This window comes from Gilliamella sp. ESL0405, from assembly GCF_019469205.1.
In the GTDB taxonomy this organism is placed as follows: Bacteria; Pseudomonadota; Gammaproteobacteria; order Enterobacterales; family Orbaceae; genus Gilliamella.
Genome location: NZ_CP048265.1, coordinates 917,446 through 935,426 on the forward strand (window position 1 = coordinate 917,446; position 17,981 = coordinate 935,426).

At 28.6% G+C, this 17,981-nt stretch carries 12 protein-coding genes and 2 pseudogenes; 10 read left to right on the forward strand and 4 right to left on the reverse strand.

Going from position 1 to position 17,981, the window contains the following annotated elements:
* The first annotated feature begins 131 nt into the window (after positions 1 to 131).
* The 6 genes from GYM74_RS04105 (at position 132) to msbA (GYM74_RS04130) (ending at position 10,461) form a co-directional block, all read left to right on the forward strand.
* The gene (locus GYM74_RS04105; RefSeq protein WP_220219219.1) at positions 132 to 2,084 is read left to right on the forward strand and encodes a hypothetical protein; all 1,953 of its coding nucleotides are present in this window, start codon (positions 132 to 134) and stop codon (positions 2,082 to 2,084) included.
* A gap of 29 nt (positions 2,085 to 2,113) precedes the next feature.
* Positions 2,114 to 4,381 (forward strand): glycosyltransferase family 8 protein, encoded by a 2,268-nt coding sequence (locus GYM74_RS04110; protein ID WP_220219220.1) that lies wholly within the window; start codon positions 2,114 to 2,116, stop codon positions 4,379 to 4,381.
* Between the two features lie 39 nt (positions 4,382 to 4,420).
* Positions 4,421 to 5,512, forward strand: coding sequence for a glycosyltransferase (locus tag GYM74_RS04115; RefSeq protein ID WP_220219221.1), 1,092 nt, complete (start codon positions 4,421 to 4,423; stop codon positions 5,510 to 5,512).
* A gap of 92 nt (positions 5,513 to 5,604) precedes the next feature.
* Complete coding sequence (locus GYM74_RS04120; protein WP_220219222.1) at positions 5,605 to 6,663, forward strand: acyltransferase; 1,059 nt, start codon at positions 5,605 to 5,607, stop codon at positions 6,661 to 6,663.
* A 251-nt stretch (positions 6,664 to 6,914) separates the two neighbouring features.
* The gene (gene msbA, locus GYM74_RS04125; protein WP_220219223.1) at positions 6,915 to 8,651 is read left to right on the forward strand and encodes a lipid A export permease/ATP-binding protein MsbA; all 1,737 of its coding nucleotides are present in this window, start codon (positions 6,915 to 6,917) and stop codon (positions 8,649 to 8,651) included.
* 16 nt (positions 8,652 to 8,667) lie between these two features.
* The gene (gene msbA / locus GYM74_RS04130) at positions 8,668 to 10,461 is read left to right on the forward strand and encodes a lipid A export permease/ATP-binding protein MsbA (RefSeq protein WP_220219224.1); all 1,794 of its coding nucleotides are present in this window, start codon (positions 8,668 to 8,670) and stop codon (positions 10,459 to 10,461) included.
* On the opposite strand, the gene GYM74_RS04135 is transcribed toward msbA (GYM74_RS04130), so the two are convergent.
* From GYM74_RS04135 to GYM74_RS04145, 3 genes are all read right to left on the reverse strand, one after another.
* Positions 10,458 to 11,534 (reverse strand): glycosyltransferase family 2 protein, encoded by a 1,077-nt coding sequence (locus GYM74_RS04135; RefSeq protein ID WP_220219225.1) that lies wholly within the window; start codon positions 11,532 to 11,534, stop codon positions 10,458 to 10,460. The two genes, msbA (GYM74_RS04130) and GYM74_RS04135, sit on opposite strands and share 4 nt — an antisense overlap.
* 16 nt (positions 11,535 to 11,550) lie before the next feature.
* Positions 11,551 to 12,528 (reverse strand): glycosyltransferase family 8 protein, encoded by a 978-nt coding sequence (locus GYM74_RS04140; protein ID WP_220219226.1) that lies wholly within the window; start codon positions 12,526 to 12,528, stop codon positions 11,551 to 11,553.
* A gap of 82 nt (positions 12,529 to 12,610) precedes the next feature.
* The gene (locus GYM74_RS04145; protein WP_220219227.1) at positions 12,611 to 13,546 is read right to left on the reverse strand and encodes a capsular polysaccharide synthesis protein; all 936 of its coding nucleotides are present in this window, start codon (positions 13,544 to 13,546) and stop codon (positions 12,611 to 12,613) included.
* Positions 13,547 to 13,754: 208 nt separating this feature from the next.
* Here GYM74_RS04145 and GYM74_RS04150 point away from each other — a divergent pair.
* Both GYM74_RS04150 and GYM74_RS12375 read left to right on the forward strand, forming a co-directional pair.
* A pseudogene (locus tag GYM74_RS04150) lies at positions 13,755 to 14,459 on the forward strand (glycosyltransferase family 8 protein); the annotation flags it as partial.
* 36 nt (positions 14,460 to 14,495) lie between these two features.
* Positions 14,496 to 14,654: pseudogene (locus GYM74_RS12375) on the forward strand (glycosyltransferase family 8 C-terminal domain-containing protein); the annotation flags it as partial.
* Here the strand turns inward: GYM74_RS12375 and GYM74_RS04155 are convergent.
* Positions 14,651 to 15,607, reverse strand: a complete 957-nt coding sequence (locus GYM74_RS04155) for a glycosyltransferase family 8 protein (protein ID WP_220219229.1) — start codon at positions 15,605 to 15,607, stop codon at positions 14,651 to 14,653. The pseudogene GYM74_RS12375 and the gene GYM74_RS04155 overlap by 4 nt on opposite strands.
* Before the next feature lie 151 nt (positions 15,608 to 15,758).
* Here GYM74_RS04155 and GYM74_RS04160 point away from each other — a divergent pair, with 151 nt between their 5' ends.
* Together GYM74_RS04160 and GYM74_RS04165 are read left to right on the forward strand one after the other, a co-directional pair.
* Positions 15,759 to 16,736, forward strand: coding sequence for a glycosyltransferase family 8 protein (locus GYM74_RS04160; protein WP_220219230.1), 978 nt, complete (start codon positions 15,759 to 15,761; stop codon positions 16,734 to 16,736).
* 10 nt (positions 16,737 to 16,746) lie between these two features.
* Positions 16,747 to 17,721 (forward strand): glycosyltransferase family 8 protein, encoded by a 975-nt coding sequence (locus tag GYM74_RS04165; RefSeq protein ID WP_220219231.1) that lies wholly within the window; start codon positions 16,747 to 16,749, stop codon positions 17,719 to 17,721.
* Positions 17,722 to 17,981 lie beyond the last annotated feature (260 nt).

Below are 17,981 nucleotides of genomic sequence, written 5' to 3' on the forward strand. Positions count from 1 at the left end.
ATTTTAAAAAGATATACTTACCAAAATCATATAAATTATTTACATTAAATATACAAATATATATTGCTTATTGTCATAAACAGAATATGTATGCATATCATTTTTATACATTTAAAAGGTTTTAAATACTTATGCTAGATAAAGTAAAAAAATTAATTGACACTCATGAAATAATTTCGTTTGATATTTTTGACACTCTATTATTAAGAATATATGCAAAACCTACAGATTTATTTTTGCATATGGAAAAGCTTTATAATATTCCTGGTTTTTTTAAAGCTCGAATAGCGGCTGAAACTAATGCTAGAGCCCACACTTCAGCAGAAGAAATAACATTAGATGAGATATATCAACAATTACCAGATTATTTCCGAACCTTTAAATGTAAAGAAATAGAGCATGAAATAGCGGCTTTAAAAGTCAATAAAGATATTTATCAAGTTTACAAATATGCCTTGAAGAAAAAAAAGAAAATAATTATCACTTCAGACATGTACTTGCCAAAAGATATATTAATAAATGTTTTACATAAAAATGGTTATAACAAATATGATCATTTTTATTTATCTTCTGAAACTTTAGTTACAAAACACAATGGCACACTTTATACACTTATTTTAAATGATTTAAATATAACTGCTCCTAATACACTATTACATATTGGGGATAATTATTATTCAGATTATGAAAGAGCGATAGAGAAAGGAATTGATGCTTATCATTACAAAAAAGCAATAGATCAGTTATTTGAAAGCAATATACGTACTAAAATGTACTATGATCAAAATCCTAATGATGTTGGTGCCTCAATATTGCTTGGATTACTTGCTTATAATCATCTAAAATTTGATAAAAATTATTGGAAAAACTTTGGTTATAATTACGCCGGACCGACCGTATTTTCATATGTTTATTGGTTAAAAAAGTCATTCGAAAAAGATAATATAAATAATGCACTTTTCGTTGCTAGAGATGGATATTCATTAAAAAAAGTGTTTGATCTAATGAATGATGATGAAGTTAAATCGAGTTATATTTATGCACCGAGGGTATTGAGTACTCTGTTTTATCTAGATTTTAATCAAAATAAGTATATTGATCCCAATGAAAAATTTTCAGCAGTCAAAAATATATTATCTCACTATAAAGAACGAAATGATATTTTAAAAGAAAAAACACCTAATATCACTTCAACTGAAGAAGGTGTCGCTTTTATTGAGCAACATATTGATATATACAAGAAACTTGCTGAAGAGGAAACTAAATCTTATAAAGATTATATAGAAAATTTATCTTTAAAAGAAAATCTCGCTATTATCGATACCTGTTCAATTAATTTATCATCGCAAAGATTGATTGAAAAAATAATAGGGAAGCAACTTTATGGATACTACTTTTTGTTACAAGCTAATGAAAATACAAATATTAATCTAGATGATTATATATTAAGAGCTTATCGAGAAGATAAATTTTCATGGATAAAAGATTGGGATGTCATGGAATTTTTTATGACATCACCTGAACCGCCAATCAAAGATTTTAGAAATGGAAACCCAATCTATAAAAAGCCAGATAATAATGACAAAATTCGTAGTGAAATTTATCCTGTTCTGTCTGAAGGTATAGTAGAATTTGCGAAGGATTTATTGTCTTCATTTCCAAATTGGAATCCATTCATTACGTGGAAAAATATTTTCGATTGGGTAAATATTTTTTGCTCTGTTTCCACTCCAAAAGATAAAAAGATGCTTGCTAATGTCAATCATGCTTTTGATTTTAATCATGAAAAATATGTTCCAATCTGTAAAGAATGGTATAATTTTGAATATGAGAATAAAATTCAGATCAAAAATAAATTCAAAATAGCTAATTTAGTCGTTTTAAAAAAATTATCTAAGAAGAATGTATCATCATATTTTTTCTTTAATCTGCCAATCTTAACAATTAATAAGGAAAATAAGCGTATCAATTATCATTTGTTCAAATATATTCCGGTTTATAAAAGGAAAGAAAAGAAGAACAAAATGAAATATTATGCTTTCAACCTACCTATTTTAACAATTACTAAGAAATATTATCGATAAAAATATCAATTTTTAGGAAAACATTAACGATGAAAAGTAGTTATATAAATTTTGTTTTAACTGGTGATAATAATTATGTAGCTCCATTAGGTGTTTGTATGACTTCTATTCTGCTTAACCTAGCTGAGAATAGACGAGCACGTTTTTTTGTATTTGTTCAAGGTTTTACTAAAGATGATAAGAAGCGGCTTGAAGATGTAAAAAAAGTGAGGCCGTGCGAAATCATTTTTGTCGAGATGGAAGATTACATTCATCTTTTTGACTGTATCGATACTAGTAAATTTGTTTTGCAATATGTTAATCTTGTTGTTTATTATAGATTATTAATGCTAGATATATTACCAGATGATGTTGATAAATGTTTTTATATTGATGGTGATATGATTATTGATTCTGATCTTTCTTATTTATATGATAAGTTTGATGAAGAAAACGTTATGGGTGCTGTTGTTGAAATACTTGCTATGCAATATAGAGATAGTATTTTAAAACATTTTATGGAATGGAAAGATCTAAAAAATTTTCAGAATAATCCATTAAAATATCCTTATTTCAATGCTGGTTTCTTTTTATTAAATGTTAAAAAAGCAAAAGAATTAGAATTATTCAAAAAAGCTTTTGAATTTTTAGATAATCACCCAAATCCTCCGTACGCAGATCAAGATACACTTAATTATATTGTTGGTCAGACTCATCCACACTTATTAGAACATTTTCCTCCTTCATATAATGTGTTTTGTGATATGCATCACGACATTGATTTATACTATGATGCTTTTTACGATAAGAAAGATATCCAAGAAGCCTTCAATCATCCTAGGATCTATCACTATGGTGGAGCTAACAAGCCTTGGATAAATCGAAAAGTTAGATTTTTTTATTCAGTATGGTGGCGATATTGTCATTTATCTCCATGGTCAGATTTGCCAGAGCCTGAACCGGAAGAAATCTATCATGAGGAATTAATAAATACAACGCCAAATACAAATAATTCTGATGAGCATAAAAACCTTAATAATCCAAATAACTCATGTTCAACTTTTAAATTATTTAATTTTATTCCGCTGTTTAAGAAAAAGATTAAATATAATGAGAAAAAATATTACTTTTTAGGTATACGCTTGTATTCTAAGAAACAAGTAAATTCTTATTTCAAATGCTACCGAATTTTAGGACTGAAATTTAAAAAAATCAATTTGCAGAAAATGTTTGAATTCAAAATTGAAGATGTGAAAAACGTCATGAATTGGCATTTTCAAGACTCAAAAAATAGAGCTGATTGGTTATATGATAAATTGATGCATCATGTTGATTGTCAATTACAAGGATTGCGAGATGATATTCATTTAGCGATTAATAATTCTGATAATCCAACAAATACAATGAATGACGAATATAACCAATTATTAAATTCTAAATTTGAAAATATTAAAAATGAAATCAATGATATAAATGACAAATTTATTGACATTAAAAATGAGTTCGATTTGATATCAAAAAATAGTTTAGAAAATTTTGCTTCATTGAATAAAAACCTTGAAACTGAAGTTAATAAACTTGTAGCTGATAATTTAGATACAAAACAAAGTCTAACTGTTCGAATGCAGGGTTTAGATAAAAAAATAAGTATTAATAATTCTGTGTTTATCACTCATCAAAAAACTTTCTTACCATATAAAAATATGTTTAATGGTAAAGAAATTGCAATACTTGCTACAGGTCCATCTTTGAATCATTATGTACCTATCCCTAATGTGATCCACATTGGAGTAAATAGAGCGTACAAATTTGATAAAGTAGATTTTGATTTTTTATTTATCCAGGATATTTCCGGATTAAAAGATGAAATTGCAAACATAAATCAGTATGGCCAAGGTAAATGTCAGAAATTTTATGGCGATGTACTAACAATGGAAACTTGTGCAATACCTGAAAGCTATTTAATTAAATATGGTGCAAAGCGTTATTATACGGGTGGAATGCATACACCATTTGTGAGGGATATTTCTTCTTGCTTGTTACCGGATTTCGGTTCGGTGGTTTTTGCTGCTCTAGCATTTGCCCTATATACCAATCCTAAGAAAATTTATTTAGTTGGATGTGATTGTAGTGAAGATGGTTACTTTGATGATAATAAAAAATCAATATCACCTTCTTTAAAAGGTGATTTGCCAAATATTTTACAAGGTTGGCAAAATTTCAAAACCTTTGCTAATCATGTTTATCCAGATACTGAAATAGTTTCTGTTAACCCTGTAGGTTTGAAAGGATTATTTCAGGAAATTGAGGTAAAATAATGTTTAATCTAATTAGCTCAGATAAATTTTGATAAATTTATGGATGTGTTTCCAATACTTACTGTGATTATACCTGTATATAATACAGCTAATTATTTAAAAAGATGTTTAGATAGCGTCATTAATCAAACAATAAATGATATTGAAATAATATGTATTAATGACGGATCTACCGATGATTCTTTATCTATTTTAGAAAAATATCAAGAAATAGATCATAGAATCAAAATCATTTCGAAACAAAATGAAGGTTTATCTGTAGCTAGAAATGTTGGTATATCAAATGCTTCAGGAAAATTTATTACATTTGTTGATTCTGACGATTATATCGAAATAAATACTTATGAATTAGCTCTCCAACACTTCAACTCAGATGATATAGATGCAGTTTATTTTTCAACTAATTTAGTATTTGAATCTCAATGTACTGATGCGAATCAGGAAAAATATTATATCCATAAATATCATGGGATTATTAGTTTAACTCCCGAGATTTTAAAAAATATGGATGTGTGTGCATGGAATAAAATTTACAAGCAAGAGCTTATAAAAGAATATAAAATCAGCTTTCCTAATGGTTTGTTATACGAAGACAATCCTTTTTTTTGGTCATACATGTTAGTTTCTCATAAAGTGTATTTTATGAATGAAAAGCTATATAACTACACGATACGAGATAATTCAATTATGGGATTAACCTCAAAAAGAAAAATTGAAAAATTAGGAAAATATAATAATGGATTAGACAAATTATTATGTTTTGAATATCTTTTAAAATTCATTTTCAAATGGAATTTATTTTCAAAAATTGAACCAATATTATGTGATTTATTTGAAAAAAATCTTTGGGATGGCCTTTATTATGCAAAAAAGAATGGCAGAAAAAAAGTATTATCCAAAGCAACGGATTTAGTAAATAAATTTCAATTACTTGATTTTTATCCTACAAATCCTTTTATTATTTCATTGTATAAAAAAAATTATTCCCGCATTGAAAATGTCAACTCTCTTTTTCTAAATCTTTGGCAAAGAATGATTGGGGTTTGGAAAACAGATAAATGCTACATAATTTGTTTTTTAGGAATAAAAATAAAAGTCAAAACTAAGCCTAACAAAATCAAAAATAACTAATGTTAGTTTTATAATCGCATAATTTATCTAATTATATAATTAGGAAAAATTTAATTCCAAATAATAACGTGATAAATATAAAGAAATCTAAAATGAAAGTAAAAACAAGAATTGAAGCGCTAGATGGACTTAGATTTCTAGCTTGCATGATGGTTATTTTTTATCATTATTTCTTTGCTAGCCCATTATCCGGTTTTATTCCTGAAAGTTATGCTATTAATGCCTTATATTTCGGGGATTTTGGGGTAGATATTTTTTTTCTAATTAGTGGATTTGTCATTTCATTATCATCAGAAGGAAAAAGTTCATTTGGTTTTATAAAATCCAGAATAAATAGAATTGTCCCTACTTTTGTCATTTTTGGTTTGATAATTTATGTCTTTTCTATTTCTGTTCCTATGATTGATCCTTTGGAAAGAATAGTATCACTGCTTTATAGTCTTACATTTTTTCCACAAGCTTTTGGCCATGCTTTTTTCAGTAGTATTTATTGGACGATACAAATTGAAGTTACTTTTTATATTTTAGTTTTTATTATGATGCAATTGGATTTATGGAAAAGATACAAAAATCAAATATGCTTCATTTGGATTATCATTTCTTTTATTAATCAGTTTGTTTTAAATTCAACTATAATTAATTATGTTCTGCTTACACAATATGCAGGTCATTTTGTTGCTGGTATTGTTATCTTTAACATGAGAAAAAATAAATGTGAGCCATCAGATATCATATTGATTCTTTTCAGCACGATATTAATTTATAATCGAATGGTATATTTTAATAATACTGATGCTATTAATTTATTCCACTATCAAGTATCACATGTCGCTTTATTACTTTCTGCTGTTTGTGTAGTCTCGTTAGTTTGGTATGCTTCTAACTTAAATGGCGTAGGCAAATATTATAATTTGATCAAGTTTTTAGGTGCAATGACTTATCCTTTATATTTAATTCATTCTGATATCGGTTTTTGGTCTCATGCGATATTTGAGCGTTTATTATGGGATAAATATCCGTTCACCCGCGAAATAATTGGTTATGGTATGACAATTTTTATTGCTTTATTTGTATCTTTCCTTATATCTGCTATTTATATTAAATATCTTGATAAACCGATTAATAAACTCTTTAATAAAATTTGGCATTAGATAATCACTAACTCATTTATTAATAGTTCTAACTTCTAACCTTAACTTGTTAATTATAATATATTGCTATATAGAAATTTATATTTACACTCTATAGCTTTTTTTGTTGTTAAATATAAATAATGCGAAGATATAAACTTTATTTAATATTCTTTATCTAATTATAAATACGAAATTTTTAATAAAACTAACTTCAATAGTTACATTTATAGTATAATAAGTACAATTGTTATTACGTCATAGTGTTCGCAATGTCTCAAAAATATAACTCTTACACGACTCTTAAAAAGCTTTGGCCATTCATTAAACCTTATAGAAAAGCATTGTTTGTAGCTATTTTCGGGTTGTTACTAAATGCTGCAACCGATGCTACTTTAATATCATTAACTAAACCATTATTAGACAACGGGCTAATGGGGAAAAATTATCCACTATTGATAACTATTGCTTTTGGTATTATTGGCTTGATCGGATTAAGAGGAATTTCTAATTACGCTTCTACTTATTGCCTTTCGTGGTTATCAGGTAAAGTAATAACAAATTTTAGACAGATGATATTTGATCATTTAGTAAAAAGCCCGGTTAGTTTTCATGATCAACAATCTGTTGGCGGGCTTGTTTCTGTTATCACATATAATACACAAATGTTATCAAAGGCTTCTTCAGATGCATTAATAATACTTATCCGTGAGATAGCTTATGCAGTTGGATTATGTATCGTTATGCTTTATGGTAGTTGGAAGTTAGCATCAGTACTTATTATTCTTGTGCCTTTAATTATCTTTATTGCTCAATTCATTGCTAAACGATTCAGAAAAACTATTGCATCTATGCAACAAGGTATGGGGCAAATCTCGATTGCAAGTGATGAAATGTTGAAAGGACACAAAGAAATTTTAATATTCAATGCAAAAAAATACGAAAAAAATAATTTTTATAAACTTAATGACGGTTTTCGTAGAGGAATGTTAAAAATTGAAGTTATATCCAGATTATCGACACCTCTTATACAATTGATTGCCACATTAGGGTTAGGTTTTGTATTATATTTAGTTGCTAATCAAAGCTTAGATATTACACCAGGATCTTTTACTGTTGTTTTCTCTGCTATGGTGGCTGTTATGCGCCCATTACGAGAATTAACCAGTTTACATGTGGAGTTACAAAAAGGTTCGATGGCCTGCGAGTCATTATTTGGGCTTTTGAATTCTCCATTAGAAGATGATAAGGGAACTATTGTAGCTAATAATATAAAAGGCAATATTGAATTTAAACATGTAACTTTTACATATCCGACTCGAAATACTCCTGCACTAAATGATATTTCTCTAAATATACAAGCTGGGCAAACAATTGCTTTAGTTGGGCGTTCAGGTGCAGGTAAATCTACTATCGCAAACCTAATTCCACGATTTTATGATGTATCACAAGGTGAAATTCTTTTAGATTCAATTGATATTAAAGAATATACGTTAAAGTCACTGCGTCATCAAATTGGTTATGTCTCCCAACGGGTACATTTGTTTAATGGGACTATTGCAGAAAATATTAGCTATGGCGAAAAAGATAAATATAGTCGTGAAGATATTATTCAAGCAGCTAAATTAGCCAATGCAATGGAGTTTATCGATAAATTAGAATCAGGTATAGATACAGAAGTTGGTGATAATGGGATTCTTTTATCAGGTGGGCAAAGACAAAGAATAGCTATTGCTCGAGTACTTTTACGAAATAATCCTATATTAATTCTTGATGAAGCAACTTCAGCTTTAGATAATGAATCCGAGAAGTTAGTTCAAGATGCGATTGAAATCCTTCAAAAAAATCGTACGTCAATTATAATCGCCCATCGTTTATCAACAATTGAAAAGGCAGATAGAATTCTAGTGATTGATGATGGAAAAGTTGTTGAAGATGGCAATCATATATCATTGATCGATTTAGATGGAATTTATGCACAAATGCATAAAATGCAATTTAACTCATAATTTGAAAAAATGACTAATGAAACAGAATACAAATCAAAATAATCATGACAAGTATAGCGATATTGATAAAGACTCATCAACTTGGAAAACTTTTTTAAAACTTTTTCCTTATATCTTAAGATATAAATTTGTTTTATTTTTATCAGTTATTTTATTAATTGTTAGTGCATTCGCTGATACTTCATTAATTGCTTTATTACGTCCTTTACTTGATAAAGGTTTCACCATGAATGATAAAGATTTTTTATTTATGGCACCTATTTATATCTTGGGTTTGGTATTTTTACGAGGCGTTGCAAATTATGGTTATTCTGTTTTTCTCGCTTTTGTTTCTGGAAAAATCGTAATGAAAATCCGCCAAAAGTTATTTAACCATTTCGTTGATGCTCCAGTCAGTTATTATGATAAAAATTCAACAGGACGATTATTATCCCGAATTATTTATGATACAGATCAGGTGGCTGCTTCATCGTCAGATGCATTAATTACAATTATTCGTGAATCAGCTTTTATTTGCGGCCTATTTTATACTATGTTTTATAACAGTTGGCAGTTATCCTTGTCTTTGATCATTATTACGCCTGTCGTAATTGGATTAATTACTTTTATATCGGTGAAATTTAGGAAGCTAGCAAAAAATATGCAAAACTCAATGGGCAATGTAACTATGTCTGTTGAGCAAATGTTAAAAGGGCACCGAGAAATTATAGTCTTTGGCGCTCAAGAAGAAGAATCAAAAAACTTTAATAAAGTGAATAACAAATTCCGTAGGGATGGAATGAAATTAACTTCCATATCTGCTTTATCCACTCCTATTGTTCAATTAGTTATTTCTTTTGCTATTGCTTTTGTTCTTGTAACAGCAAGTAATCCTGATTTAAATATTACTCCTGGTGAGTTTACTGTAGTGTTTTCTTCTCTAGTTGCACTAATGCAACCAATTAAAAATCTAACTAGTGTTAATGCCGGCTTCCAAAAAGGAATGGCAGCTTGTCAGACATTATTTGCTATTTTAGAACAGCCTATAGAAGATGATAAAGGTACAATTGATATTGAAAGAGTTAAAGGTGAAATCATTTTTAATAATGTCTCATTTGGTTATGAAACTAGACAAGACTTAGCTCTACGTAACATTAATTTTAATATAAAAGCGGGCGACACTGTTGCGTTGGTTGGTCGTTCCGGATCAGGTAAAACAACTATAGCTAGCTTATTAACCCGATTCTATGATATTACTGAAGGGGAAATTTTAATTGATGGCTATAATATACAAGATTTAACATTATATTGTTTACGAAATCAAATAGGACTAGTATCCCAAAATGTACACTTATTTAATGATACGATAACCAATAATATTGCTTATGGCAAAATTGGTGAATATACTCAAGAAGAAATTGAAGAAGCAGCAAAGAAAGCCTACGCATATGATTTTATTATGGAATTTAAAGATGGATTTAATACTAAAGTCGGGGAAGGCGGTATATTATTGTCAGGCGGTCAAAGACAGAGAATTTCAATAGCTAGAGCACTTTTAAGAAATAGTCCTATATTGATTTTAGATGAAGCTACATCAGCATTGGATACAGAATCAGAGCAGGTTATACAAAAAGCTTTAGATGCCTTACAAATTGGGAGAACCGCAATAGTTATTGCGCATAGACTATCTACAATTGAAAATGCTGATATTATCTTAGTCATTGATAATGGTCAAATTGTAGAGCAAGGTAACCATAATGAACTCATTAATAAAAATGGGGTCTACAAAAATCTATACAATTTGAAAAATAGGTCTGAATTAATAAATTAATATTGGCTTAATGTTGAATAATAAAAATTTTCATTATCAATATTAGTATATGGGTGTTTTTTAGTTACGGCATATTTTAATAATATTAATTTCGTATTTATTGAGCACCTATTTTTTTTGGAAAATTTGATTGCATAGCAAATGTTTTGAATTATTTTTCTTTTATTATTTCTATGCATTCTAATAGTAATTTTTAATAAACCTAAATCTTTTTTTATACTCTCTCTTTCTTGAAGAGAATAATTGTAACTCGATTTGAGTAATAATTCTAAATAAGTAACATTCATCCGAAAAAAGTAGTTATTTTTAGCATTAGATGATATAGGAAGGTTTTTAATCGTATCAAAACAATCAACCAATACATCCCTTAAAATACAAGTATTTTTATAATCTACATGTTGATTAGATGACAGCGAACAAAGGCGACTTCTATGCAAATAGGCTAATTTGCTCATAAAATAACATGAAATATGAGCGTTTTTAAGAATCGCTAAAGAAACTTTGTGATCTTCGTGTATTCTCCCGGTGAATTTTTCTTTAAATAAATAACGTTTAAAAATATATTGCCAGGTCACCCCTGAGTAATTTTCTTTTTCTAGCAAAAAATCTAATAACTCTATACCACTATCAAAATATTTTTTAGGGGTTTCAATTAGTGACAGATCAGTAAGCAAAGGCAAAGATTTCTCATCTTTGAAAGATGTATAGTTAAAGTAAAATAATTCTAATTCAGGATTATTTTTTAGTGATGTTTTAAATTCATTAAATAAGTTCGTATTAACTATATCATCTGAATCAACAAACATTACATAATCTTTAGAAGCTGCTTCAATACCTGTGTTTCGAGCAGCACTTACACCTAAATTAGGTTGAGAAATTATTTTTATTTGCTTATGCTTAGCAGCATATCTAACTAGTATTTCTTCAGTTTTGTCTGTTGAACCATCATCTACGCAAATTATTTCTTCTGGTAAACAAGTCTGATTAACTAAAGAATCTAAACAATTAGCAATATATGACTCAACATTGTAACAGGGTATAATAACTGTTAAATTAGTGTTCTTCACAATCATTGCTAAATTATCCCTTTTATTTATTATTATAAAATTTGTATATCAAATATATGATATAGTAATAAAAAGCTGATGTATACTTACCTAGATTCATCAAATACTTCGCATAATTTCTTACAGAAGAACTATTACCACTTAAAGGCAATTCTACATCTTTCCATGGCGATTGCTGTAAATAGTGCTGGAAAATTTCCGACTGGTAAACTTTATACCAAGGCTTGTTTTGCGAGATATAATGTAATACCACCGTATAAGGTTTTATATTTTTTTCTTGATGCGCGTCAATAGAAATCTTTATTTTAGTATTAAACTTAATAGGTAATAATAAAGTTTTCTTTTCCAACAAAATATTTAGGACATCTTGATCAGCAAATTTATAAACATTACCGTCATTAATCAAATTTAGCGCTTTTTCGGTAATGCCCGCTTCACACCAATTTTTAGTATTAATTAATAATACACCCGCATTAAAATATTTGCTTGAATCTAAACTATACATTTTGCTGATTGCTTCTTGCATATCTTTGCTATCACTTATTACGCCGGCTATATAATCATCAATATTATAATTAGCAAGGGGTACTAATGATTTTAAGCAAATCGTGTCGCTATCAAGGTAAATGACTTTATCTGTTACTGAATTTAACAATTCCGGTATGATAAAACGAATACATGTTGAAGCATTCGAAATATGAAGAACTAAAGTTTTAGGATTTATGACAAAATTATTATTAATCCTATAAATTGTAATTGTAATTCGATCTCCGGCTAGCTGTTTAAATTTTTCAATATTTGATTCACTTACTTGATCAATAAATAAATGAAAGTGCAAATTAACATCTAAAGTATTATTAATTACTGAAGTGATCGTTATGCCAGCTGGCATAGCATAATTATCATCGAATCCTAACGCAATGTGTAAAGTTGAAAAATTTGGGTTTGAGGCTTTAGCAATAGTCTCAGTTGATGCAATGAAGCTTTGTATATTATACATATCAATAAATTATTAATAGTTATTTATCGTTATTATATCCTAAAATCAATAGCTAAAAAATAAGATTAGGAGCAAGAAAGATTTAATAAAACAGATCTTTTTCTTTAAAAAACCTATCTAAAAATGAGCCATTAACTTTATCTTTATAACGATAGGTTAATTTATGTATAGAAGATTTATTTTTTATTTCTTCTAATTTTTCTAAGCAAAAGTCTTCATTAAAAGATAATTGCATTAGGTGAGTCGGTTCTTCAATTAAATTAATTGAGGCATTCCATTCATCTGCTAAACATTTGTGCTCATCAATGAGGCATCTAAAAATAAAATATATTAGAAAGTAATCAATAATTTTATCTTCATTTTTCCAATAATCAAAAAGGGCGTTTCTCACACTACACATTAAGTTATTATTAGGTTGAGAATGCATAAACCAACTAGCAAATGCCAGATATGTGTGGCAATCAAACCAAGCACTGTCTTTAGTAATGCGAAAAGCAAAAAAATTGGATTGAAGAATTTGGGATGGTATCTTATGAGTTAATAAAACTGTCGCATCAATCCAAGTACCGCCATATTTTGCCAATAAGCAAACTCGAATAATATCTGATAAATGTACTGGCGTGATAATGCCTTTTTTATATTTTTCAATGATATATTCTGGTAACTCAATATAATCAAGATAATTTTCTTCTGTTAGCCGAATAATTTTACGGTCGCCAGCATACTTTTCCACGCTTTCGAAACACAATTTAACAATATTTGGTGCGCTAGCTTCACCTTGAAACCAAATTTGCCAAATCGGTAATTGCTCCGGAGGGGTAAAGGCTGCTTCGCAATTGACTTGAGCCGTATGACTACAATATTTAACAATATGATCATAAAATTCTTTCTGCTTACGATACGGCAGATTAAAAACTTCGTTTTTTAGGTAATTTTTAACTTTTTTTCTAACCGGAGATAGAAAAATAGGAAAAGTTATGATTTTTATTATTTCTTTTGTAACTTTGTATGATAGCATGGTTTCAAATGTTCACTTTATATTCTAAAATATTAGCACAATGTAAAAATCCTTTCTATAAATTATCAATTTATTTTAAACGATTATTTATAAGTGGTAAGAACTTTATTCAGATAGAAAAATTAATTGAGAATGATGTATGTTTGATTGGAAGAAATTTGTAAATAAAATGGAGACTTTTTCAGAAAGTAATGAACCAAATTCAAATATGTTGCACATAGCATTAGCCTTTGATGATAATTATGCAATGCCTGCTGGGGTAACAATAACTTCTGTGATAAAAAACAATAGCTCTTCATGTTTTTGTTTTCATCTTTTAGTCGATAATGTTTCATTAGAAAATATAGCTAAGTTTAAAGAATTAGTTAATCAACAAGTCACTATTAAAATCTATTATTTAAATGATAATTTTGAAATTAATCCCAATACATTAGTACTTGGTTATTTATCAGCTGTATCCTGTGTTCGTTTTATTTTACCAGCTTTATTGTATTCACAAACTAAGAAATTTCTCTATATCGATAGTGATATTCTTTGTTTGAAGCCTATTTCAGAATTATATAATACTGATATTTCAAATTATGTTGCTGCGGTGATATCCGATGATAAGCCGATGCAAAACAAAATAAAGCAATTTTATAATATTGATTCTGAAAGATACTTTAATTCAGGAGTTTTATTGATAAATTCTGAAAAATGGATGCAAGATGATCTTACTAATAAATGTATTGAGAAGGTCAACGACGGAAATATTTATCACTTTGCCGATCAGGATGTTTTAAATATTTTGCTAGAGAATAAAACATTATTATTACCTATCAAATATAATACTAAAATTCATATTACTTTCCCTTGTAATGAAGAAAAAGCGATAGCACCTTACACCGTGTTATTACACTATGTTACTGGATACAAGCCATGGTATCAGACATTTAACTCTCAGTTATTTCAAAGCTATCATGCTCTATCGCCTTGGAACAATACTCCTCGACCGCTTGCATTAAAGAAATCATGGTTACGCAATTATGCAAAACACTGTTTCAAAGAAAAACAATTTAGCTTATCGATTAAATTCTATTATTTATATTTGTTAAGAAAACTAGTTTAATTTTTTTTCACTATTTTTAACTTAATATAAGTAAGAAAATACTTTAGGCTTGTAAAAAATTGCCCTTTTTTAAAAAAGGACTTAGCATAAATACGATAATCATTAACCCGCATTTTATGCTTATAACTTTTAAGAGGAGTATTTGCCCAAGGGGTGAAGTGTTTATAAAAATTATACAAATTTTGTGCAAGTCCGGTGTGTTCTTGATACCACATCTTCCTTGCGCCAGTGAAATGAATTATGCATGGTAATGACGCTTTATCGTAAAAAAATGTCTCTTTTTGCTTATCATTCATCCAGGTAAATAAATAATTCCATTTTGGATCTATCCATAGAACTTGATTTTCTAATACGATATTTAAAGCATCTTGATCAGGATAGACTAGATTTTTGTTTTCAGAAGAAAGTAGTATCTGATTAACTTTGTTTTCAGTATCAAACTCAATCCACTTATGAACATTAATATATAAAAGGCCCGAGTTAAAATAATTGGTTGAATTAAGTTGAAGTCTTTCCTGATTTTTCAACATATTTTGTTTATCCAATGAATCGGGCGTTACAGCACATATCACTGAATCTATATTGATATCTAAAATTGAAGAAATATCAGCAAAACATAAAGTATCGGCATCAAGATAAATGAATTTATCAACAATACCATTTAATAGTCTGGGAACTGATAGTCGTATATACATCGACCGATTGATATGTTTGACTTTGTTATTTTGAGTATCAGAATATTTTGTCAACTCTTCTACAGGAATTGAATATAGCGTAATTGAAGAGCTAAGTTGTTGTAACTTCTGTTGTTCCTCTTGCGAGACATCATACAAAAAAACATGAAAATGAATATTATTATTGAGATTATTATGTACTATAGAGCTTATCGACACGCCTACATGTTCAAGATAATTTGAATCAGTACAATATGCGATATTAATAATATTATTCATTTCAGACACTCTTAAATAACCTATCATGATATTTAGTCATTACCCAATTAATATGTCAATATAAAATTGATTATTACTTCATTGTTTAATTTAACGTATGTTACAATGTTATTTCAAATTTTCTAAAATCATCCTTAAATATTAGTAAAAAATGAAAGAAAATCTTTTTATCAAAAAAATCAATACATTATTTGAAAATGCTAAAGCATCTTTAGAAACCACACATATTGCATTTTGTTTTGATGACAATTATGCAATGCCAGCAGGAATAGCGATGTCTTCGGTTATTTCAAATAATTTGGATAAGAATCTGGTATTCCATTTGTTTGCTAATAATGTAACTAATGAAAAAATATCAAGATTTAATCAACTAAACAGCGATAATGTTAGCATAATTTGTTATGAAATTGGGGATGATTTTTCGATTAATCCTGATACATTAGTATTGCATGTATCAGCCTCAACCTGCTTACGATTTGTCGTTCCTCAGATATTAAATAAAGTGACTTCGCGAGTTTTATATTTAGATTGCGATGTACTTTGTACAAATAATCTCAATGAATTAATTCACACTGATTTAAGTGATAAATATGCAGCAGTAGTACCTGATGTTGATAAAACACAGGAAAAGCAATGCCCAGCTTGTGATATCCCTTACGGTGAATATTTTAATGCCGGAATGATCTATATTAATACTGATATGTGGGTAGATAATAATCTTACCGATAAAGCGTTTGCTATGATAAATAGCGGTAAAGTATATAAGTTTGCTGATCAAGATGTATTAAATATTTTGATGCAAGCTAAAACAGTATTTTTACCTAAACGTTTTAATATTCTTACCTCATTAACGGTAGGCGGAAAAGAAGATAGTGTGATTGGCAATGATGCGGTGATAATTCATTATGTCACTGGCAATAAACCTTGGTACCAATTATATTTAACACCACTTTATCAACGATATTTGTCATCCTCACCGTGGGCAAACGATAAATTGTTAGTAGCGAATGAAAATGCACCTTCTACAACCAGACGATATGCAAAATTACTTGCCAGTCAACACAAATATTTTGCCGCTATTAAATATTATCTCCTTTATCTAAAACATAAAGCTTGTAAAAAACATTAAGGATTAGATTGTGATTAATGTTGATGCATTTATTAATAAAAAAAATGAATTATTGTCTTGTGCTTTTTCAGATGCTAAACACGTATTGCATATTCTTTTATGTTTTGATGATAACTACGCTTTATCTGCTGGAGTCGATATTATTTCGGTTATTGAAAATAATCAAAAACAGCCAATTCATTTTCATCTTTTTACCCATAATCTAAATGATGAAAATAGAAAGAAACTCTCTCTTATCAAAGCTAATGATGTTGCTATAACTGAATATGTGATTAATGATCAGTTTAAAATTGATAAAAAAAATACCGAACAATTTCCTATTGCCGCTTGCGTCAGATTGATAGCGCCAATGATCTTAAAAGATATTGCTACCAAATTATTGTATATTGATAGTGATACGCTTTGTATTAAAAAATTGGATTTAATTGAACAAATTAATTTAGATTCTATTATTGTAGCAGCTGTTGCTGATATGCCCTATATGCAACAATCACAATGCGCTAAATATGATGTTATATTTGGCACGTATTTCAATTCAGGTGTTATGTTAATTAATGTGCCACTTTGGTGTCAGCAAGATATCACATCTAAGACATTAAAACTTTTAAATAGTGGTGAAAAATACCAATTTCCTGATCAAGATGTGTTAAATATTGCTATTGGTGAAAAAAGATTTATCTTGCCGCAAAAGTATAATAATTTGCTTGCATTATCGGTTAATGGTAATGAAGATGCCAATGTGCCACAAGATACGGTTCTTATCCATTACATCACTAAAAATAAGCCATGGCATCAGCCATATCGCTCCAGATTGTTTGACAACTATTTAGAACAATCCCCATGGCGAAATGATTGTTTACCACTCTACTGTGCAAAGAAAACCTCATCAATACGGGCTTACTCTCGATTGATGTTTAAACAAAAAAAATATTTGTCCGGGATAGGTCACTATTTGATCTATTTAAAAACCAAATTGCTGAAATAAAATGCGATTCTCTCTCTGAGAAAAATTAATTGAAATATTAATCAATATTGGCTTATCCAAACGTTTATGATTTAACGATTATTCATCTTTCAGTAATATTTAATCAATTGATTATTAGGCATAAAAATATGATTTAGTCGATGTGTAAACTAATCCTGTATATCTTTTTCTTTCGGTTATTGGTATAGTATGCCACTTATTTAAGTGGTTAATTGTTCAATTCTATAAAATAAATTCATATCAGCATAAATGAACGTACT

Excerpts from the sequence above, each read along its gene's own strand:
- GYM74_RS04105 (WP_220219219.1), top strand. The coding sequence starts at position 132 with ATGCTAGATAAAGTAAAAAAATTAATTGACACTCATGAAATAATTTCG.
- GYM74_RS04110 (WP_220219220.1), top strand. The coding sequence starts at position 2,114 with ATGAAAAGTAGTTATATAAATTTTGTTTTAACTGGTGATAATAATTAT.
- GYM74_RS04115 (WP_220219221.1), top strand. The coding sequence starts at position 4,421 with ATGGATGTGTTTCCAATACTTACTGTGATTATACCTGTATATAATACA.
- GYM74_RS04120 (WP_220219222.1), top strand. The coding sequence starts at position 5,605 with ATGAAAGTAAAAACAAGAATTGAAGCGCTAGATGGACTTAGATTTCTA.
- msbA (WP_220219223.1), top strand. The coding sequence starts at position 6,915 with ATGTCTCAAAAATATAACTCTTACACGACTCTTAAAAAGCTTTGGCCA.
- msbA (WP_220219224.1), top strand. The coding sequence starts at position 8,668 with ATGAAACAGAATACAAATCAAAATAATCATGACAAGTATAGCGATATT.
- GYM74_RS04135 (WP_220219225.1), bottom strand. The coding sequence starts at position 11,534 with ATGATTGTGAAGAACACTAATTTAACAGTTATTATACCCTGTTACAAT.
- GYM74_RS04140 (WP_220219226.1), bottom strand. The coding sequence starts at position 12,528 with ATGTATAATATACAAAGCTTCATTGCATCAACTGAGACTATTGCTAAA.
- GYM74_RS04145 (WP_220219227.1), bottom strand. The coding sequence starts at position 13,546 with ATGCTATCATACAAAGTTACAAAAGAAATAATAAAAATCATAACTTTT.
- GYM74_RS04155 (WP_220219229.1), bottom strand. The coding sequence starts at position 15,607 with ATGAATAATATTATTAATATCGCATATTGTACTGATTCAAATTATCTT.
- GYM74_RS04160 (WP_220219230.1), top strand. The coding sequence starts at position 15,759 with ATGAAAGAAAATCTTTTTATCAAAAAAATCAATACATTATTTGAAAAT.